Source organism: Actomonas aquatica (genome assembly GCF_019679435.2).
GTDB classification, from domain to species: Bacteria; Verrucomicrobiota; Verrucomicrobiia; order Opitutales; family Opitutaceae; genus Actomonas; species Actomonas aquatica.
In genome coordinates, this window is sequence record NZ_CP139781.1 from 2,809,488 (window position 1) to 2,828,095 (window position 18,608).

Below are 18,608 nucleotides of genomic sequence, written 5' to 3' on the forward strand. Positions count from 1 at the left end.
GTTCCCTTCTGTAAAACCCATGCGCCGCTTTGCCCTCGCCTGCCTCACGGCCGCCACCGCCGCCACGTCCCTTCTGTTCGCCGCTCCGACCGTCGACCTCCCCGTCTCCGAGGGCAACCACGCCGTTACGCTCACCTTCGGCGCAGCCGATCACGCGACCTCCACGACCGTCTGGGGCGAATCCCGTCAGCTACTCCTCGAGAACGTCACCACCGCCCCGGGCGAATTCATCACGCGTAACATCATCGTGAATACGCGCACGCCCGCGCTCACCCCGCCCGAGCCCCACGCCCCCGGCGCCACTGCCGTGGAACTCAACCCCCGCGAGCAGGGCCTCGCCCGCTGGGACGATCGCCTCACCCTCACCTTCGCCGGCGACGCTCCCGCCGCCCTCGTCGATCTGGTCGAGGACGCCCCCGCCACCACGCCCGCCCTCTACCTCCTCGGCGACTCCACCGTCACCGATCAGCAGGGCGGCGATTACGCCAGTTGGGGGCAGATGATGCCGCGCATGTTCGACGGCACCATCGCCGTCGCCAACCACGCCGAGTCCGGCGAGACGATGAAGTCCTTCCTCTTCACCAACCGTCTCAACAAAGTCCTCTCCACTCTTCGCGCCGGCGACACCGTGCTCATCCAATTTGGCCACAACGACTCCAAGTCCCAATGGCCGCAGACCTACGCCGAGCCCCACACCACCTACCCGGCCTACCTGCGCACCTTCATCGCCGAGATCCGCCTGCGCGGCGCCACCCCCGTCCTCGTCACCTCGCCCGAGCGCCGCAACTTCACCGCCGACGGTCACATCAAACTCACCCACGGCGACTACCCTCAGGCAGTCCGTGAAGTCGCCTCCGCCGAAGAGGTGGCGCTCATCGACCTCAACCGCACCAGCATCACCCTCTACGAAGCGCTCGGCCCCCAACTCGCGCCCCTCGCCTTCGCCAACAGCGGCAAGGACGGCACCCACCACAACGCCTACGGCGCCTACCAACTCGCCCTCGCCATCGCCCACGGCCTGCAGGCCGCCGGCCTGCCCATCGCCGATCACCTCGCCGCCGATCTCCCCGCCTTCGATCCCGCGCACCCCACGCTCCCGGCCGACTTCCCGCTCACCCTCCCCGACATCACCCCCGTCGAGGCCCCCCGCGGCAACTGAGCGCCCTTGGTGCTACCTCGAAAATTGGTTTTCTAGCCACGAATCCCACGGATACGAACGGATAGATATGCGCTGGCACCCATGAGTAGCTGCGCTTGAGCCGGAGGTGAAAGCGTGGCCCGCGGCCGACCACCGCGCCGGGCCCTTTTCTGGCATACTCCGGTTTCGGAGGCACCAATCCGTGTCTATCCGTGTGATCCGTGGTCCCCGTTACGATCTAACGAAGTAGACCCAGGATGTGTCTAGACGGCCGCGGTCGGCGTCGGCGGCGGGTTGCCGTTGCCGCGCTTCGGTCGGCACAGCGCCACCAGCCCCACGATCGCCAGGACCGGCAGCCAGAGCGGGGTCAGCGCCGCCATCACGGCGAAGGCCACACCAAGCAGGGCAACGATCACGGTGAGCCCAACGCCTAGTCCCACGACGGCCGCGAGGGCTCCGATGCCGGTCAGCACGACCGCCAGGACGAAGGCGCCGATCACCGGCATGATCAGCGCGGGCGCGTTATGCAGTAGCCACCAGAACACCAGAGCCACGACTGCGATTTTGAGGAGCGTAATCAGGAAAGTCTTCATGCCTTCAAAACCCCCGCCCGCCCCCAAAGTTGCAGAAAATGAATGAGGAATGGTGAAGAGTGACGGAGAATGGTGAATACGGAATAGTGAATGGTGAAAAAGGAGAGCGCTGGCGTGGTCCGCCTACCCGCCGGATTGCCATGGGATCCCAACTCCTCCTTCACTCTTCACTATTCCCCATTCCTCCTCTCTTCCCGTTTGCTGTGTGCTGCTTGAGCACAACGACCGCGTGCTGATTGCCCAGCGCCCGGCCGGTAAACACTTGGCCGGCTGGTGGGAATTTCCCGGTGGCAAACTCGAAGCCGGCGAAGACGCCGCCACCGCGCTCCACCGCGAACTCGACGAGGAACTCGGCTGCTGCATCGAGGTGATCGCCGCCCTGCCCGCTTGCCCGCACCGCTACGAGACGGTGTCCATCGTGCTGCACCCCCTCGTCGCCCGCCTCACTCCCGACTCTCCCGCGCCCTCCCCGCACGAACACGCCGCCCTCGATTGGCTCCCGGTCGAGCAACTCGACACCGTCCCCCTCGCCGCCGCCGACCTCCCCGTGCTCGCCGCCTACCGCACCTGGCTCCGCCAAGGTCGCCCGTCCACCTAGCAAGGTAGGGTCGGACCGCCGGGCCGACCGCTGCGGATGCCCCGCGCGGCACCCCTCGGCCACACCGTGCATCATGCCCGATTACGAATCTCCGCGCGTGTGCAAATTGCACCCTTCGCTCTCGTGCAACCCGCACGCCCGATACCCTATCCCATTACCATTAGGATACTAACAACTCTCTCACCACAGATGGCATAACTCCGGCAGACCAGGCCGGGCATGTCCATTTGTCCTCAGTTCCTTTCTTCAACCTCGATTCGCGTGCGTCGTGTCCTGACGACGAGCGCCCTCGTGCTCGGCGCCGCCACCGCCACCTCTTCGGCCTCCGCCCAAGTCACCGACGCGGACCTCGATCGTCCGCCCACGACGCAGCTGCGCACCGCGGACGGGGTGCCCACTCGCCTCGCCCGCCAGTCTCCGGTGCTCATCGCCTACATCGAGAACGACTACTTCGGCGGCACCGACCAAAACTACACCAACGGCTTCAAACTCTCCTGGCTGTCGGCCGATCTCTCCGAGTGGGACCGCTCCGGCTGGCAGCAGACCTTCATCGAAGCCCTGCCCTTCATCAACAAAGCGGGCACCCAAAAGAACATCGGCGTCGGTTTCGGTCAGCACATCTACACGCCGGAGGACATCTCCCGCCCCAACCCCGACCCGCTCGATCGCCCCTATGCCGGTTGGGCCTATTTCGAGTTCTCCTTCCTGGCGAAGACCGATCGCGTCGCCGATAACATCACCGTCCAGCTCGGCATGGTGGGCCCCCACAGCTACGCCGACGACATCCAGACCTTTTACCACGAGCTCATCGACGACGAGCTGCCCATGGGCTGGGACTACCAAATCGGCGACGAGCTGGGCGTGAACCTCGCCTGGGAACGCAAGTGGCGCTTCTACGCTCGCACCGTCACCGCCGCCGACCGCTGGGGCTTCCGCTCCAATCCCTTCTCCACCAAAGCCGATCAAGACCGTGCCCGCTGGGGCTTCGACGCCATCCCGCACATCGGCGCCGTCGTCGGCAACGTGAAGACCTACGCCAACGCCGGCCTCACCGTGCGCGCCGGCTATAACCTTCCGAGCGACTTCGGCGTCGCCCTCATGCGTCCTGCCGGTCTCGCCGCTTCACCCGTCGATGACCTCGACCCGCGAGTGCGCGGCGCCGGCTGGAGCTTCTTCGCCTTTGGCGGCGTCGATGGCCGCGCCGTCGCCCGCGACATCTTCCTCGACGGCAACACCTTCAAGGACAGCCGCAGCGTCGACAAAAAGAACTTCGTCGCCGACTTCACCTACGGTTTCGGCATCGTGCGCAACTCCTTCCAGCTCACCTTCACCCGCGTGGTGCGCACCAAGGAATACGAGACGCAGGTCGGCTCCAACTCCGACTTCGGTTCGGTGACCACCTCATGGACCTTCTGATCCCGAGTCTCGCCGGGCCTCACGCCCTCGTGCGCCAGCGCATGCTGCGTCGCCGTATCCTACGTGCGGATACACCGGCCTCCCGCGCGGCCGGAACCCACCCGCCACACGCGGCCGAATCCGCTTCGCCTCCCCCGGAGGAACCGCCACCCGAGAACTGGCGCGAACGGGCCCGACGCTTCTGGCGCGATCATCGCAACTCGACCCTCGTGGTCGCGCTGCTGTTCATCGTCGTGCCACTGGCCTGGGGCCGCGTCGACTTCGAACGCATGCATGACTGGGCCGAGCATGTGAACCCCGCGCTCCTTTTCGCGGCCCTCGTGCTCCTGCCGCTGGTCACCGTGCCGGTCACTCCGCTCAACATCCTGGCCGGCATCCGCTTTGGCCTTGTCGGCGGCCTCACCTTCGTCGCGGCCGCCATCATTGTGCAGCACGTCCTCGCCTACTTTGTTGCCCGCGTGCTGCCGGGCTTGGTCCGCCGCAAACTCGACCCGCTGCGCCAACGCCTGCCGCGCAACGCCCACGCCGACGCCACCGTATTCACCTCCCTGATACCGGGCGCCCCCTACTGGGCACAGCTTTACGTGCTGCCGCTCATCGGTGTCCCGCTGTTCACCTACGTGCTGCTTTCGTCCGGCTTACACACCATCCGTTCCCTCACCGCCATCATCGCCGGCGAGATCAGCGACGATCCCTCCATCGGTTGGGGCATCGCCCTGCTGGTTTATGGCACCACCCTCGCCATCACCTGCGTCTACGCGGGCCGTCGTATGGCCCGCAAATACCGCGACCACCCGCCCGCCACGATGGCCGAAACCTGAGCGCAGACCGCATTGCAAAACGCAACTCTCCACCAAAACCGACCACTGCATTTTGCACTATTCACGATCTCCGCTAAGCTAGCGAACGGACTAAGCCAAGAAACCGCAGCCCGTCTAACGCCTCGGAATTATTCCGTAAGTCACTGCTCATCATTCCTTTTCAACATCTTCCTTTTTCACCCCCACTTTTGACCCGCCCTTTTCGGCACACCCCCTGCAATTTGCCCGCTCAACCATGACCATTCTGATCGTCGACGACCAACCCAACGTCCTCCGCACCACCACCTACGCCCTCTCGGCCATGGGCCACCAGTCCGTGACCGCCGAAAACAGTCGGCAGGCCGCGCGCCAACTCGAAGCGGAGAAGATCGACGCCATCCTCCTGGATGTGAACCTGGGCCCCGAGAACGGTCTCGATTTCCTCTCCCATATCCGCGCCGAGGGCAACCTGACGCCGGTCATCGTCTTCACCGCCCAAACCTCCGTCGAGTCTGCCGTCGATGCCATGCGCCGGGGCGCCTACGACTACATCCCGAAGCCCTTCATCCCCGAGGATCTCGAGCAAAAGCTCAAAAAGCTCAGCGAGCACCAGTCCATGCAGACCAAGGTGACCGACCTTCAGGCTCAGGTCGCCAAGGCTCACCCGACGCTCATGCTCGAGTCCGGCGAACCCGCCGTGCAGCGCGCGTTCGACATGGCCTTCCGCGCCGCCTCCTCCGACGCCAACATCCTCGTCCTCGGCCCCAGTGGCACCGGCAAGACGGTGCTCGCCCGCGCCGTGCACGACCGCTCCCAACGCGCCGACAAGGCTTTCATCACCATCAACTGCCCGTCCCTTTCCCGCGAACTGCTCGAGAGTGAACTCTTCGGTCACGTGAAGGGCGCCTTCACCGGCGCCCTCAAGGACACCTGGGGCAAAGTCGCCGCCGCCGACGAAGGCACCCTCTTCCTCGATGAGATCGGCGAGATCCCGCTCGAGATTCAGCCCAAGCTGCTGCGCCTCCTCCAGGATCGCGAATACGAACGCGTCGGCGACACCCGCACCCGCAAAGCCAACGTGCGCGTCATCGCCGCCACCAACCGCGACCTCGCCAAGGAAGTCGCCGCCGGCCGTTTCCGCGAAGACCTCTACTATCGACTCAAGGTCATCGCCGTCGAGATGCCCGCCCTCGCCGATCGCCCCGCCGACCTCATGCCGCTGGCGGAAAACTACCTCAACCACTTCGCCCGCGAACAGGGCCGCGCCGGCCTGCGCTTCTCCGCCGATGCCCGCACCGCCGTCATCGATTACGGCTGGCCGGGCAACCTGCGCGAACTGCGCAACGTGATCGAACGCGCCGTCATCCTTACCGCCGGTCCCGAGATCGAGCCGGCCGACTTTCCCGACGAATTCCACGAGAAGGAGGAGAGCTCACTGCGCCCCGGTCACCTCGTCACCATCGATGCTCTCGAGCAGGAACACATCCGCCGCATCATCGCCAAGTCGCCCAGCCTCGACCAGGCCGCCAAGACCCTCGGCATCGATACCGCCACCCTCTACCGCAAGCGCAAGCGCATGGGTCTGGCCTGAGCCTCCCTCGCCTCCGCTGACCTGCGCCCCGCCCTCAACGTATCCGCGGTATGAATACCCTCGCCATCGCCCTGGGGTTCATCGCCGCCGCCGGCCTCGGTTGGGCGGTCGCCCGCGCCCGCGATCACAAGCATCTTGAACACCAGGCCAAGGATCTGCCGGCCGTCGATGACCCGCAGTTTCACCGCGCCATGGCCGCGGTCATGCGGGTGCCCTTCTGCACCGGCAATCACATCCAACGTCTGCGCAACGGCGTGGAGATTTTCCCCGCCATGCTGCGCGCCATCGAACAGGCGCAGCACACCATCTGTTTCGAGACCTACATCTATTGGTCCGGCGACATCGGCCGCCGTTTCGCCGACACCCTCGTCGCCCGCGCCCGTGCCGGCGTGAAGGTCACCATCCTGCTCGACTGGGTGGGCTCCATTCCCATGGACGACGAACTCGTCGACCACCTGCGCAACGGTGGCTGCGAGGTGCGCCGGTTCCACAAACCCAACTGGCGCCATCCCTCCCGTCTCAATCACCGCACCCATCGCAAACTGCTCATCATCGACGGCCGCATCGGTTTTACCGGCGGCGTGGGCATCTCCGACGATTGGGCCGGCGACGCGCAGGACGCCGATCATTGGCGCGACTCCCACTTCCAAGTCGAAGGCCCCGTCGTCGCTCAGCTCCAGTCCGCCTTCATGGTCAACTGGATCCGCACCACCGGCCAGGTAGAGACCGGCCCCGACTACTTTCCCGCGCTCAAGCCTCGGACCGACAACGACGCGCCCACCCATTGCTTCGTCAGTTCCCCCGACGAGGGCAGCGAAAACGCTCGCCTCGCCTTCCTGCTCGCCGTCGGCGCCGCCCGCCGCCGCATCCGCCTCGTCACGCCCTATTTCACGCCCGATCGACTCGCGCGCCAATCCCTCGCCGCTGCCGCCCGCCGCGGCGTCGAGGTCACCGTGCTCGTCACCGGCAAAAAGACCGACAGCCGCCTCTCCCGCCTCGCCAGTCGAGCCCTCTGGCGCGGCATCCTCGAAGCCGGCGTCGAGATCCATGAATTCCAGCCCACCATGCTCCACGCCAAGACCCTCATCATCGATGACGCGTGGATCTCCGTCGGTTCCGCCAACGTCGACGAACGTTCCTTCCGCCTCAACGACGAAGCCAACGTCCAAGCCTGCGACCCCACCCTCGCCGCCACCCTCGAGGCCGATTTCCAAACCGACCTCTCCCGCTCCCAGCGCATCGATCTGGCGCGCTGGCGCCGCCGACCCGCCTCCGAAAAACTACTCGGCCGCCTCGCCACCCTGCTGCGTTCCCAGATTTAACGCCCCCTCGCATGCCCCCTGGCCCTGCCGTGCATTTTGCATGGCATATGATTTTGAGCACGAATAGTTTAGGATGGTGTTGCCTAGCGCTGCCAACCGCCCTCTGTTGTGGCCGTCACGCCCAAACGGGCCGGTAAATTTGGGCCTCAAGCGTTTCGCGCCTCCCTTCTTTGATCGCTACCCTTCGAGAGTCCACCGCCCAGATCCACCGCGATTTGGAAACCCAATTCGGTAGCTTCACCGCCATCCGCACGCCAGCGGCGTATGCGCGCCTCCTGACCAGCTACCGCGATCTCTACGCCGAACTTTATTCTCTGTTTCCAAACGACCCGGCGACCGAAGCATCCGCCCTTTCCTGGCAACACGATCTCTCCGAGCGCCTCACCGCGCTCGAACTCGATCTGTGCCACCTGCCATCCGTCCGCACGCCGACAAATCCGCCGACCCCGGTCGCTGACTCACCTGCTCCGCTCCTCGATTCTCCCGCCCACCAAGCCGGCTGCCTTTACGTCGTCGAGGGTTCCGCCCTCGGCGGCCTGATGCTCGCCCGCAACTTCGCGGCCCAGATTCCCGGCCTCAGCCCCGACGCCCTCCGCTTCTTCAGCGGCTCCGGTCCCGCCGCCGCCTCCGCCCGCTGGCGCGCCTTCATGGCTTGGCTCGAACATCAACCCTGGACCACCGCTGAAACCACCGCCGCCGCCGCCAGCGCCGTCGCGACCTTCGCCTTTTTCTCCTCCCGATTGCACTCTGCCGCTTGGCCGGAACGCGATCCCCCCACCGCATGACGCTCCCTCCCTCCAACACTACGGTCGACCTCACCAACTGCGACCGCGAACCCATCCACATCCCGGGTTCGGTCCAAGCGCATGCCGTCCTCCTTTGCCTCAGCGAACCCGACTGGGTCGTCGAACAGGTCTCGGTCAACATCGCCACCGTCCTGCCCGACGCCACCCCGGCCACCGTGCTCGGCCAAGCGCTCTCCACTCTCCTCTCGTCCGCCCAAATTGAGACCTGGCAACAAGAGCTGGCCCACGAGCCCCTCGATCAATCTCCCCTCTACCTCTCCCCCTTGCCGGCCCGCGATGGGGGCCCGGAGTTTGAGGCCCTGATGCATCGCCACGATGGTGTGCTCATTCTCGAGCTCGAGCGCTGGCTTTCGGCCGACGCCCTCGAATCCGCGCCTTCCCTGCATCGCTTTCAACGCACCCTCAACAGTCTGGCCGAGGCCGAAACCCTCACCGCCTTTTCCCAACGCGCCGCCGATGCCGTGCGCAGCTTCATCGGCTTCGACCGCGTGATGGTCTATCGCTTCGCCGACGACGACTCCGGTCACGTCATCGCCGAATCCCGTCGCCAAGATTTGGATACCTACCTCGGGCTGCACTACCCGGCGTCCGACATTCCCAAACAGGCCCGCGACCTCTTTCGCCGCTCGCCGGTGCGGCTCAATCCCGACATCTACTACCAGCCCGTCCCGCTCGAGCCGACCCAACACCCGCGCACCGGCCGCCCGCTCGACATGAGCCATTGTGTGACCCGCTCGATGTCGCCCATCCACGTCGAGTATCTCAGCAACATGGGCGTCGCCGCCTCCATGTCGCTATCGATCGTGGTCGACGGCCGTCTCTGGGGCCTCTTCGCCTGCCACCACTACCAGCCGCGCTACGTCAGCCAAGGCGCCCGCATCGCCTGCGAATTCCTCGCCCGAACTCTCTCCCTCCAAACCGCCAACAAGGAGCGCGCCGATTACGCCCACTACGAACGCCGGCTCATCGAGGCGCGCGAGCACTTGGTCACCGCGCTGGACGAAGACCACGACTTGCCCGACACTTTGCAGAGCGCGGCCCCGCGCTTTGGCCAAGTCGAGTGCGCCGGCTCCGCCCTCCTGCTCGCCGGCGAGGTCCACCCGCTCGGCGACTGCCCGTCCGACGACGCCGTGCTCGCCCTCGGCCGTTGGCTCGCCGAGCACCACAACACCAGCGTGAGCGCCACCGTCAGTGCCGCCGATTGGGACGCCGACCTCGCCGCGCAACTCGCGCCCCTCAGCGGCGTGCTCGCCACCCGCTTGTGCCGCGATCCCGTCGCCTACCTGTTCTGGTTCCGCCTGCCCGAAGTCCAGAAAGTCAACTGGGCCGGTAACCCCACCAAACCCGTCGAACCCGGTCCGCACGGCGACCGCCTCACCCCGCGCAAATCCTTCGATCTCTGGCAGGAGGAAGTGCGCGACCGCTCCCTCCCGTGGCTCCTCGTCGAACGCGACGCCGCCCGCAGTCTGCGCCACGTGGTGCTCGAAGGCATGGCCCGCCAGACCGAACGCCTCGTGCGCCTTCAAGTCGAACTCGAGCAACGCAACCAGGACCTCGAGTCCTTCTCCTACATCGCGTCGCACGACCTCAAGGAACCCCTCCGCGGCCTGCGCAACTACGCCCGTTACCTCGCCGAGGATCACGCTACCGAGTTCACCGCCGACGCCAACCAGAAGGTCGACACCATCCGCCGTCTCGGCGACCGCATGGAGCTGCTCATCGACGCCCTCCTGCACTACTCCCGCGTCGGTCGCGCCGAACCGTGCGCGGAATCCATCGACCTCAATATCACCCTCGAACACGTCCGCGAACAACTCTCCGCGCGCCTCGAGGAGAGCCCGATCGAACTGCGCGTCCCCCGCCCCCTGCCCACCGTCTCCGGCGACCCGGTCCTGCTCGCCGAGATCTACGCCAACCTCATCAGCAACGCCATCAAGTATAACGACAAGGACGCGCCGTGGGTGGAGCTCGGTTGGCGCGAACCCGCCACGCCCGGCCAACCGCTGCAGTTCTACGTGCGCGACAACGGCGTCGGCATCGCCACCGAGGACCAACCCGCCGTCTTCCGCATTTTTAAACGCCTTTACGCCCGCGACGAGTTCGGCGGCGGCGCCGGCGCCGGCCTCACCATCGTGCGCGCCATCCTCACGCGCCTGGGCGGTCACATCTGGCTCGATTCCACGCCCGGTGAAGGCTCCACCTTCACCTTCACCCTTTCCGCTCCCTCCACCTCCGTCCCGTCGTGAACTCGCCGTCCGCCACCGCCCCCCCCTCTCCGCTCCGCGTCCTCATCGTCGACGACGCCCCGGAGGATCGCGTCGAGTTTCGGCGTTTGCTCTGCCGTGGACAGGAGAGCCAATGGGCCGTCGAAGAGGTGCCCGACGCCGAACGTGCCCTCGAACGCCTCGAAGACGGCCTGCCGGACTGCGTGCTCATGGACATCGACCTCATCCGCATGGATGGGCGCGAACTGCTCAATCGCATCATCGAGCGCCATGGTCATCACGCCTGCGGCCTGGTCATGCTCACCGCCTCGACCAATACCAGCGTCGCCGTCGACCTCCTCAAAAGCGGCGCTCACGACTTCCTCCTCAAATCGCGCATCACCGCCCCGCAACTGCGCCGCGCCGTGCGCCACGCCGTCGAAAAAGCCTCCATCCGCCGCGAGATCTCGCGCAGCCGTCAGGAGCTGCAACGCAAGCACGACGACCTCGAGGAAGCCGTCGGCAACTACGAGCGCGAAACCGCCCAACGTGAACGCGCCGAGGAAGCCCTTCGCCGCAGCGAGTCCCGCTTCCGCAACCTCGCCGACAACATCTCCCAGCTCGCCTGGATGACCGACGAGACCGGCTACATTTTCTGGTATAACAAACGGTGGTTCGATTACACCGGCACCACCCTCGACGGGATGCGCGGCTGGGGTTGGCGCAGCGTCCACCACCCCGATCACATCGAGCGTGTCGTCTCGAAATTCAAAGAATGCCTGGCCCGCGGCTCCGAGTGGGAGGACACCTTCCCCCTGCGCGGCAAGGATGGCTCCTACCGTTGGTTCCTCTCCCGCGCCATCCCCATTCACGACCCCCACGGCAAAGTGCTCGGTTGGTTCGGCACCAACACCGACATCACGCGCCAGCTCGAGACCGAGGACGCCCTCAAATCCGCCCGCGACCAGGCCCTCGCCGCCTCGCGCGCCAAGGACGATTTTCTCGCCGCCCTTTCCCACGAACTGCGCACCCCGCTCAACCCGGCCCTGCTCACCGCCAGTGCCCGCGCCAGCGACGAATCCCTCCCCGCCGAGGTGCGCGCCGACTTCGAATCCATTCGCGACAGTGTCGCCCTCGAAGCTCGCCTCATCGACGACCTGCTCGACCTCACCCGCATCACCCGCGGTAAACTCAAGATCGATCGCCAGGACATCGACCTGCACACCGTGCTGCAGGACGCCCTCCGCATCGTGCGTTCTGAGTTCGCCGACAAGGGCGTCACGTGGCAGCTCGACCTGACCGACGCCTCGCTGCCCCTCCGCGGCGACGCCGTGCGCCTGCGTCAGGTGATTTGGAACGTGCTCAAAAACGCCGCCAAGTTCAGCCCGGATCAGGGCACCATTCACGTCTCCCTCCAGATCGTTGAGCCCGCCGCCCCCGAAACCGGACCGCAGGTCCAACTGATCATCACCGACGAAGGCATCGGTCTCACGCCCACCGAAGTAACATCGGTCTTCGACGCCTTCGCCCAAGGCGAGCACGTGAGCTCCTCCTCCCATCGTTTCGGCGGTCTGGGCCTCGGCCTCGCCATCTCCCGCACCTTGGTGGAAATGCACGACGGCTCGATCAGCGCCAGCAGCGAGGGTCGCGACCGCGGCGCCTCCTTCACCATCCGCCTGCCGCTCGTTCCAGCCACCGAACCTCCCATGCCGGTCAGCCCGACCGCGTCCCCCGCGCCATCTGCGACGCCCGCCGCCCCTACCGAAGCCGCGCCGTCCCCCACCCGGCCCTGCCGCATGCTGCTGGTCGAGGACCACGCCCCCACCCGCGCCACGATGGGTCGCTTACTCCGCCAACGCGGTCTAGAAATCATCGCCGTCGGCACCTACGCCGAGGCCCTCCAAGTCGAACAACACGGGCACATCGACGCCCTGCTCAGCGACATCGGCCTGCCCGATGGCGATGGCTCCTCCCTCCTCCCCGAACTGCGCCAACACTGGCCCGACCTTGTCGGCATCGCCCTCAGCGGCTACGGCATGGAGGAGGATATCAAACGATCCGAGCGCAACGGCTTCCTCCTCCACCTGACCAAGCCGATTGAAATCGATCAGCTCGACCGCGCCCTCCGCCGCCTGAAGGAACACCTCGGCTGCGATTCCGCCCCTTCTGCCTGATGTCCGCCCCCGCCCGCCTCGCCGATTTCACCTTCCTCCTCGTCGGCCCCCCCGACGCCACCACCCCGATTGCGGAGCAACTCACGCGCTGGGGCGCCGCCACCGCACGTATTCACTGTGCCAATACCGCCGCCGACCTCGCCGGAGTGCCGGTCGATCCCGATGCCTTTGTGCTCACCTCCGAGCCCGCCGCCTGCCTCGCGTTGAACGACCCGCCGTTGACGATCGGAGGCTGGGAGCTCGACCCGGAATCCATCGAGCTGCCCGCGCCTCATTTCCATCTCTCGGCCGCGCTACCCGCCGCGGCCGTGCTCGAGATCCTGCGCCTCGCCCGCCTCAACGCCGAACAACGCGGCCAGATGCAGTCGATCGCACGCCGACTCACGCACGATTTTATGACGCCCCTCGGCGCGGTCATCACCACCGCGGCCACCTTGCAGGACGAGTCCGTGCCCCTGCAGCCCGAGGACCGCGAGCTGGTCGACGCCATCGCCGTCTCGGGCGAGGAACTCAAACAACTGCTGGTGCGTATCGGCTTCCTGCTCAAAGCCGGTCTGCAACCGCTGGACCTCACCTCCGTCGACACGACCGACGCCATCTGGGAGCTCCGCGATCTCATCCAATCGCGCCTCGTCCGTGGCCAGGCTCACGCCCATTGGCCGATCGATGAAAAACTACCCGCCGTGCGCGGGGCCCAGCCCTGGATCGTGCGCATGCTGGAGGAACTCGTCGCCAACGCCGTGCAGCACAACCCGACGGGGGTGGAACTCACTCTCCGGGTGCAGGCCGACGACGATCACGTGCGCTTCAGCGTCTCCGACAATGGCACCGGTAATCGCATCGATCGAGAGCGCCTCTTCGTGCCGCTGCATCACCGCTCCTTCGTCAACGCCCGGGGCTGGGGCCTCACCATCGTGCAACGCCTCGCGACCCTGCAAAACGGCGAGGTCTTCCACGAAGCCCCCACCACCTTCGGCTTCCGCCTCCCCCGCGCCTAAACCAAAAGCGCGAAACGCCCCGCCGGGCGGTTTCGCCCCACGGTTCGTTTCGCGCTTTCGGCGATAATTGCCCGTTCGCGTCAGACCTTCTGGTAGGTCGGCGAATCACGCAGGTCGCGCACGATGTCGTGGCTCTTCTGCACCTCGACATACTGACGCTGCACCAGGTCGGCCGCGATGGGATCGATGAAGGTTTCGACCGCGTCGCGATACGCCGCCAACGCGTGGTCTTCACCGCGCTCGCACTCCGCGAGAATCGTGTGGTTGTCCTTGGTGGTAATCGCCTCACGCAGCTTCATCCAGCCACGGTGAGCCTTGGCCGCCATGGAGCCGGAGTCTTCGGCTTCCTCGCCGAGCTGGTGCACGCAGGTGCGCAGAGCCTGGGCAAAACCCTGACGCTGCTCGCTCAAGCGGCGGAAGATTTCCTGCAGCTCCGGACGGTCGACGGCCGAGGCCGCTTCGCCGAAGCCGTCGGCGCCATCGCAGCAGATTTCGATGAGGTTGTTGAGGGTGGAGACGGTTTCTTCACTGATGGTTTTCATATGGATCGTTGGGTTGAGGGGTTCGCGTTTCGTGAGAACAGGCGGCGCGATCGGGACTCGATCACTGGGTCCGCCCAAAGTGGAAAAATGGGGTTCGGCGCAGCAGGCTTCAGCTGGCGCGACACATGCGCTCGTAACGCCACGTGCGCAGCTGCTCGTGGGAGACTTGAACCTCGATCGCCTGCGCCCGCACCACCTGCACCACGTCCGGTTCGACGAGCGTGGCCAAGCCGTCGCGATAGGCCGATAGTGCGAGCTCCTCGCCCCGCTCGCAGTCCTCCAGGATCGTGATGGCGTTGCGGGTCGAGATCGCATCGCGCAGCGACATCCACACCCGATGCACCGCGCCGCCCAAGGAGCCGCTGCCAAAAGGCTCACCGTTTTGTCGCAGCACACACTGGCGCAGTTCGCCCACAAAACGGGTCCGCTGGCCGCTCAGATCATACAACATGCGCTCGAGCTTGGAGTCACCGACCGCTTCCGCTGCCGCATGAAATCCTTGGGCGCCATCGCGGCAGACCTGGATCAGCTCATTGAGGGTATCGATCGTGGTGAGGGTGGTTGTAGTCATTTTTTGGATATGGGTTAAACATCACGTCAGGGGTTACGCCGACGCAGCTACCCACCCTGTCGCGATCCCCGTGCCAGGAATTCCACCAAACATTTTTCCTGCTCATCATGAGAACCTTACCAATTTTTCCGGGGAAATGGCGGCGCCCTCTCCCCGTCATTTTGCGCGACGAATTCTGGGCAAAATCGACAATGTGCAATCCGCGCCATTTCACGACGCATGCGCCTCTGAATCGCCGTTCCACAAAAATTTTTTCGCGCCACCGGTGTCCGGATCTCAGCCCCACGGCAGCAATACCCCAAGCTCCGTCCGGCAAAGGAGTTACTTTGCTTCCTGCGCAGTTTCCCTGACGCGTGCGCCCTCATTTTTCGGGCAGATTGCAAAGCCGGCCCGCGCAGATGATCGCATTCTGCAAGCCGCGACTCAATCCGGTGCCAGCCGCAGCAGAACCAGATTCAATCCGTCGCGGTCGAACGGGTCGTCATGAATACCACTCGCACCCTCCTTCCCGTGCTGGCCGCGGCCGGCCTCCTGCTCTCCACCGGTTGCGCGTCCTTTGAGTCACGCACCGAGGAAAAGGCTTACGTCTTCAACTCCCTTCCCGTCGAAACCAAACAGCGACTGGAAGAAGGTGAGATCCATATCGGAGACACCCCCGACATGGTCTACATCGATCTGGGCGAGCCGTCTGACAAACGCTCGACCGTCACCGCCGACGGCCAGACGTCCACCTGGATTTATGCGTCCTACTCCCGTGAATACGAGGGCGAGAACTTCGTCGGTTATCGCCGCGTGGTGACCCGCGATAGCCTCATCGGCGGTTACCGCGTGGCCTACGTGCCGGTCTCCGAATCGATCTATTCCGAGAACGTCGACGAACGATTCCGGGTCACCTTCCGCGACGGCAGCGTCACCGCCATCGAGACCAACGCCTGAGGCCCGCTCTTCGTATTCTTTATTAAACTACAACCCACCCACATCATGAACCTGTCCACCAAACTGCTCCGCGGCCTTGGCGCCGCGCTCCTCGTCGGCCTCCTCAGTCTGGAAGTGCGCGCCGCCGATATCGAAGATGAACGCAACGAGATCCGCGCCATGCGCGACGAGGTCCTCGCCGACCTCTACGAACTCGCCCCGCAAGCCGAAGGCCGCATCAAGAAGGCCGAAGGTTACGCCGTGTTCTCCAACGTCGGCATCAACGTCATCTTTGCCTCCTTCGCCGGTGGTCACGGCCTCGTGGTCGATGACAGCGGCGAGGAAACCTACATGAAGATGGGCTCCGCCGGTCTCGGCCTGGGCCTCGGCGTGAAGGATTTCCGCGGCGTGTTCGTCTTCTACGACGAGAAGGCACTCAACGACTTCATCGAATACGGCTGGGACTTCACTGCCCAAGCCGACGCCGCCGCCAAGTCGGAAGACAAGGGCGGCCAATTCGGCCTCGCCGGCAACCCCAAGGGCGCCGTGGAGGTGTTCCAGTTCACCAAGAACGGCCTCGCCCTCCAAGCCACCCTCCAAGGCACCAAATACTGGCGGGACGCCGCCCTGAACTGAGCCGCCGCGCCTAACCCTTTCCCCCCTTAGTCCCAGCCCCGTCGCGACCAAAGCGACGGGGCTTTTTTAGGCCCGGTTGGGCCTAATTGCATTTCGCACGACCACGATCCCCGCCCCCATGCAAACTGCACTTTTCGGCCCCCCCTCGAGATTCGAGCAGTTTTTTATTACCCTATATTTCAGTTACTTACAAAACACCATACGAAGCGGCACGGCCCCTGATGATAGAGACATAACTTCCATCCCTTTCTAACATCATGAACATCGCCACTTCCCCCTTCTCCCTCACCAACGCCAACGACGATCGCAGCCTGGTGGCTCGCTTCCAAGGCGGCGACGAATCCGCTTTCGCCCAGATCGTCCGGACTCACCGTGACCGCATCTACGGTTACGTGCGCAACATGCTCCGCGACGAGACCGATGCCGAAGAGGTCACGCAGGACACCTTCGTCCGCGCCTACCGCGCCCTCGGTCGTTTCCGCGGCGATGCCTCCCTCACCACCTGGCTGCACCGCATCGCCACCAACCTCGCCCGCAACCGCTACTGGTATTTCTTCCGCCGCCGTCGTCAGGACACCATCTCCCTCGATTGGACGGCCCCGGATTCCGACCAGAGCCCGATCGGCGAAAGTTTCGTCTGCGACGAGCCCGACCCCTGCCAACAGTCCACCAAGGAGGAATTCCTCGGCGCCGTCCGCGAGAGTCTCGCCGAGATCGATCCCATCCTCCGCGAGCCGCTCGAGATGCGCGCCGGCAAGGGCATGAGCTACGCCGAAATCGCCAAGCTCACCGGCGTGCCCACCGGCACCGTGAAGAGCCGCATCTCCCGCGCTCGCCGCGACCTCCGCACCCACCTCGCCGAGCGCATGCCCGATGTCGAGGACACCGACTCCTTCCGCGAGGTCTTCGTCGCCGATCGTCGCTGATTCGCCGGCCCCTCCGCCTCCCCTCCCTCCCCTCTTCCCACACCATGAACATCGGACTCTTCACCAACACCTTTTTGCCGCATGTCGGAGGCGTCGCTCGCTCGACGCAGACCTTGCTCGAGGATCTGCGCCGTCTCCGTCACCGCGTGCTGGTGGTGGCACCGGAGTTCGCCGAGGGCACTGCCCCGCGTCGCATCGAGCGTTCCGTCGAGCGCGTGCCGGCCGTCAGTAATTTCAACGGCAGTGATTTCTCCGTGCGCCTGCCCCTCGGAGCCGCGCTCAACAAACGCCTCAACCACTTCGAGCTGGATCTCATCCACGCGCACCACCCTTTCCTGCTCGGCGATACTGCCCTGCGCGTGGCCGCCGAACGGGGCGTGCCCGTCGTCTTCACTCACCACACGCTCTACGAGCAATACACCCACTACGTGCCCTTCGACTCACCCGCGCTGCGCGACTACGTGATCGAACTCTCCACCCGCTTCGCCAACTGCTGTGAAGGCGTGATCGCGCCCAGCGAAAGCGTCGCCGACCTCATTCGCTCCCGCGGTGTCACGACGCCCATTCGCGTCATCCCCACCGGCATCGACACCGCCAAACTTTCCTCCGGCCGCCGCGACCGCTGGCGCAAGAAACTCAAACTGCAGGACGACGATATCCTCTTCGGCCACGTCGGTCGCCTCGCCCCCGAAAAGAATCTCGAATTTATGGCCGAGGGCCTCGCCCGTTGCCTCAGCCGCAACGACAACGCCTACGCCATCATCGTCGGCGACGGCCCGTCCCGTCCTGACATGGAACGCATCTTCGGCGAACGCCGTGTGCTGCATCGCGTCCACTTCGCCGGCCAGCAAACCGGCCGCGCCCTCCACGACGCCTACGCCGCCATGGATGCGTTTGCCTTCGCCTCTCACAGCGAAACTCAGGGCATGGTCGTCGCCGAAGCCATGGCCGCCGCCAACCCCGTGATCGCGCTCGACGCCTCCGGCGTGCGTGAAGTCGTCACCAACAACCGCAACGGTCGCCTGCTCAAAGCCGATGCCTCCACCGAGGCCTACGCCCGCGCCCTCACCCAGCTCGTGCGCAACCACGAGGCCCGCCAGCGCTGGACCGCCGAAGCCACCGTCACCGCCGCCCGCTTCGACCGCCAGCATACCGCCGCCGAAGTCGTCGACTACTATCAACAGCTGATCGAGCAACGCCGCGGTTCGCCCTCCTCCGAGCACCCCGACATCTGGGACCGCCTCCTCGACCGTATCGCCGTCGAGACGCGGCTCCTCGGCGACAAGTTGGGCGCCGCCATCAACACCGTCACCTCTCGCCTGAGCCACCATCCGTCCGAGCCGATGGCCGAGGCCTCCTGATCCGAATCCATCGGTTC

Annotated in this window: 17 protein-coding genes; 14 read left to right on the forward strand and 3 right to left on the reverse strand. The window is 65.3% G+C overall.

Translation table 11 applies throughout. From position 1 onward, the window contains the following. The first annotated feature begins 19 nt into the window (after positions 1 to 19). The gene (locus tag K1X11_RS11080; RefSeq protein WP_221032124.1) at positions 20 to 1,159 is read left to right on the forward strand and encodes a rhamnogalacturonan acetylesterase; all 1,140 of its coding nucleotides are present in this window, start codon (positions 20 to 22) and stop codon (positions 1,157 to 1,159) included. A gap of 242 nt (positions 1,160 to 1,401) precedes the next feature. Here the strand turns inward: K1X11_RS11080 and K1X11_RS11085 are convergent, their stop codons facing one another. Next, the gene (locus K1X11_RS11085; protein WP_221032123.1) at positions 1,402 to 1,731 is read right to left on the reverse strand and encodes a hypothetical protein; all 330 of its coding nucleotides are present in this window, start codon (positions 1,729 to 1,731) and stop codon (positions 1,402 to 1,404) included. 205 nt (positions 1,732 to 1,936) lie between these two features. On the opposite strand from K1X11_RS11085, the gene K1X11_RS11090 reads away from it, so the two are divergent. The 9 genes from K1X11_RS11090 to K1X11_RS11130 all read left to right on the forward strand — a co-directional run bounded on the left by K1X11_RS11090 (position 1,937) and on the right by K1X11_RS11130 (position 13,640). Then, the gene (locus K1X11_RS11090; RefSeq protein WP_221032122.1) at positions 1,937 to 2,329 is read left to right on the forward strand and encodes a (deoxy)nucleoside triphosphate pyrophosphohydrolase; all 393 of its coding nucleotides are present in this window, start codon (positions 1,937 to 1,939) and stop codon (positions 2,327 to 2,329) included. 219 nt (positions 2,330 to 2,548) lie between these two features. Beyond that, on the forward strand, positions 2,549 to 3,745 hold the full coding sequence (locus tag K1X11_RS11095) for a lipid A deacylase LpxR family protein (protein WP_225919579.1): 1,197 nt from the start codon (positions 2,549 to 2,551) through the stop codon (positions 3,743 to 3,745). Further along, positions 3,733 to 4,566 carry a VTT domain-containing protein gene (locus tag K1X11_RS11100; RefSeq protein WP_221032120.1) on the forward strand — a complete coding sequence of 278 codons (834 nt, stop codon included), beginning with the start codon at positions 3,733 to 3,735 and terminating at the stop codon, positions 4,564 to 4,566. The genes K1X11_RS11095 and K1X11_RS11100 overlap by 13 nt, the downstream gene beginning before the upstream one ends. 235 nt (positions 4,567 to 4,801) lie before the next feature. Next, positions 4,802 to 6,136 carry a sigma-54-dependent transcriptional regulator gene (locus K1X11_RS11105; protein ID WP_221032119.1) on the forward strand — a complete coding sequence of 445 codons (1,335 nt, stop codon included), beginning with the start codon at positions 4,802 to 4,804 and terminating at the stop codon, positions 6,134 to 6,136. Between the two features lie 50 nt (positions 6,137 to 6,186). Further along, positions 6,187 to 7,458, forward strand: a complete 1,272-nt coding sequence (locus K1X11_RS11110; RefSeq protein ID WP_221032118.1) for a phospholipase D-like domain-containing protein — start codon at positions 6,187 to 6,189, stop codon at positions 7,456 to 7,458. 170 nt (positions 7,459 to 7,628) lie between these two features. Beyond that, positions 7,629 to 8,243 (forward strand): biliverdin-producing heme oxygenase, encoded by a 615-nt coding sequence (locus tag K1X11_RS11115; protein ID WP_221032117.1) that lies wholly within the window; start codon positions 7,629 to 7,631, stop codon positions 8,241 to 8,243. After that, on the forward strand, positions 8,240 to 10,510 hold the full coding sequence (locus K1X11_RS11120) for an ATP-binding protein (protein WP_221032116.1): 2,271 nt from the start codon (positions 8,240 to 8,242) through the stop codon (positions 10,508 to 10,510). The genes K1X11_RS11115 and K1X11_RS11120 overlap by 4 nt, the downstream gene beginning before the upstream one ends. Then, on the forward strand, positions 10,507 to 12,642 hold the full coding sequence (locus K1X11_RS11125) for a hybrid sensor histidine kinase/response regulator (RefSeq protein WP_221032115.1): 2,136 nt from the start codon (positions 10,507 to 10,509) through the stop codon (positions 12,640 to 12,642). The genes K1X11_RS11120 and K1X11_RS11125 overlap by 4 nt, the downstream gene beginning before the upstream one ends. Further along, complete coding sequence (locus K1X11_RS11130; RefSeq protein WP_221032114.1) at positions 12,642 to 13,640, forward strand: sensor histidine kinase; 999 nt, start codon at positions 12,642 to 12,644, stop codon at positions 13,638 to 13,640. The genes K1X11_RS11125 and K1X11_RS11130 overlap by 1 nt, the downstream gene beginning before the upstream one ends. Before the next feature lie 80 nt (positions 13,641 to 13,720). On the opposite strand, the gene K1X11_RS11135 is transcribed toward K1X11_RS11130, so the two are convergent. Continuing rightward, the gene (locus K1X11_RS11135) at positions 13,721 to 14,182 is read right to left on the reverse strand and encodes a PA2169 family four-helix-bundle protein (protein WP_221032113.1); all 462 of its coding nucleotides are present in this window, start codon (positions 14,180 to 14,182) and stop codon (positions 13,721 to 13,723) included. 109 nt (positions 14,183 to 14,291) lie between these two features. Continuing rightward, positions 14,292 to 14,753: a ferritin-like domain-containing protein gene (locus K1X11_RS11140; RefSeq protein ID WP_221032112.1), complete on the reverse strand. Its 462-nt coding sequence runs from the start codon at positions 14,751 to 14,753 to the stop codon at positions 14,292 to 14,294. Positions 14,754 to 15,236: 483 nt separating this feature from the next. Between K1X11_RS11140 and K1X11_RS11145 the strand changes: the two genes are divergently transcribed. From K1X11_RS11145 to K1X11_RS11160, 4 genes are all read left to right on the forward strand, one after another. Continuing rightward, a complete protein-coding gene (locus tag K1X11_RS11145; protein ID WP_221032111.1) occupies positions 15,237 to 15,689 on the forward strand; it encodes a hypothetical protein in 453 nt (150 codons plus the stop codon). 45 nt (positions 15,690 to 15,734) lie between these two features. Beyond that, positions 15,735 to 16,304 (forward strand): lipid-binding SYLF domain-containing protein, encoded by a 570-nt coding sequence (locus tag K1X11_RS11150; RefSeq protein WP_221032110.1) that lies wholly within the window; start codon positions 15,735 to 15,737, stop codon positions 16,302 to 16,304. A gap of 257 nt (positions 16,305 to 16,561) precedes the next feature. Then, complete coding sequence (locus K1X11_RS11155) at positions 16,562 to 17,230, forward strand: RNA polymerase sigma factor (protein ID WP_221032109.1); 669 nt, start codon at positions 16,562 to 16,564, stop codon at positions 17,228 to 17,230. Positions 17,231 to 17,274: 44 nt separating this feature from the next. Next, positions 17,275 to 18,591 (forward strand): glycosyltransferase, encoded by a 1,317-nt coding sequence (locus K1X11_RS11160; protein WP_221032108.1) that lies wholly within the window; start codon positions 17,275 to 17,277, stop codon positions 18,589 to 18,591. Positions 18,592 to 18,608: the final 17 nt, after the last annotated feature.

Coding starts and splice junctions, on each gene's coding strand:
- K1X11_RS11080 (WP_221032124.1), top strand. CDS start 20: ATGCGCCGCTTTGCCCTCGCCTGCCTCACGGCCGCCACCGCCGCCACG.
- K1X11_RS11085 (WP_221032123.1), bottom strand. CDS start 1,731: ATGAAGACTTTCCTGATTACGCTCCTCAAAATCGCAGTCGTGGCTCTG.
- K1X11_RS11095 (WP_225919579.1), top strand. CDS start 2,549: ATGTCCATTTGTCCTCAGTTCCTTTCTTCAACCTCGATTCGCGTGCGT.
- K1X11_RS11100 (WP_221032120.1), top strand. CDS start 3,733: ATGGACCTTCTGATCCCGAGTCTCGCCGGGCCTCACGCCCTCGTGCGC.
- K1X11_RS11105 (WP_221032119.1), top strand. CDS start 4,802: ATGACCATTCTGATCGTCGACGACCAACCCAACGTCCTCCGCACCACC.
- K1X11_RS11110 (WP_221032118.1), top strand. CDS start 6,187: ATGAATACCCTCGCCATCGCCCTGGGGTTCATCGCCGCCGCCGGCCTC.
- K1X11_RS11120 (WP_221032116.1), top strand. CDS start 8,240: ATGACGCTCCCTCCCTCCAACACTACGGTCGACCTCACCAACTGCGAC.
- K1X11_RS11130 (WP_221032114.1), top strand. CDS start 12,642: ATGTCCGCCCCCGCCCGCCTCGCCGATTTCACCTTCCTCCTCGTCGGC.
- K1X11_RS11135 (WP_221032113.1), bottom strand. CDS start 14,182: ATGAAAACCATCAGTGAAGAAACCGTCTCCACCCTCAACAACCTCATC.
- K1X11_RS11140 (WP_221032112.1), bottom strand. CDS start 14,753: ATGACTACAACCACCCTCACCACGATCGATACCCTCAATGAGCTGATC.
- K1X11_RS11145 (WP_221032111.1), top strand. CDS start 15,237: ATGAATACCACTCGCACCCTCCTTCCCGTGCTGGCCGCGGCCGGCCTC.
- K1X11_RS11150 (WP_221032110.1), top strand. CDS start 15,735: ATGAACCTGTCCACCAAACTGCTCCGCGGCCTTGGCGCCGCGCTCCTC.
- K1X11_RS11155 (WP_221032109.1), top strand. CDS start 16,562: ATGAACATCGCCACTTCCCCCTTCTCCCTCACCAACGCCAACGACGAT.
- K1X11_RS11160 (WP_221032108.1), top strand. CDS start 17,275: ATGAACATCGGACTCTTCACCAACACCTTTTTGCCGCATGTCGGAGGC.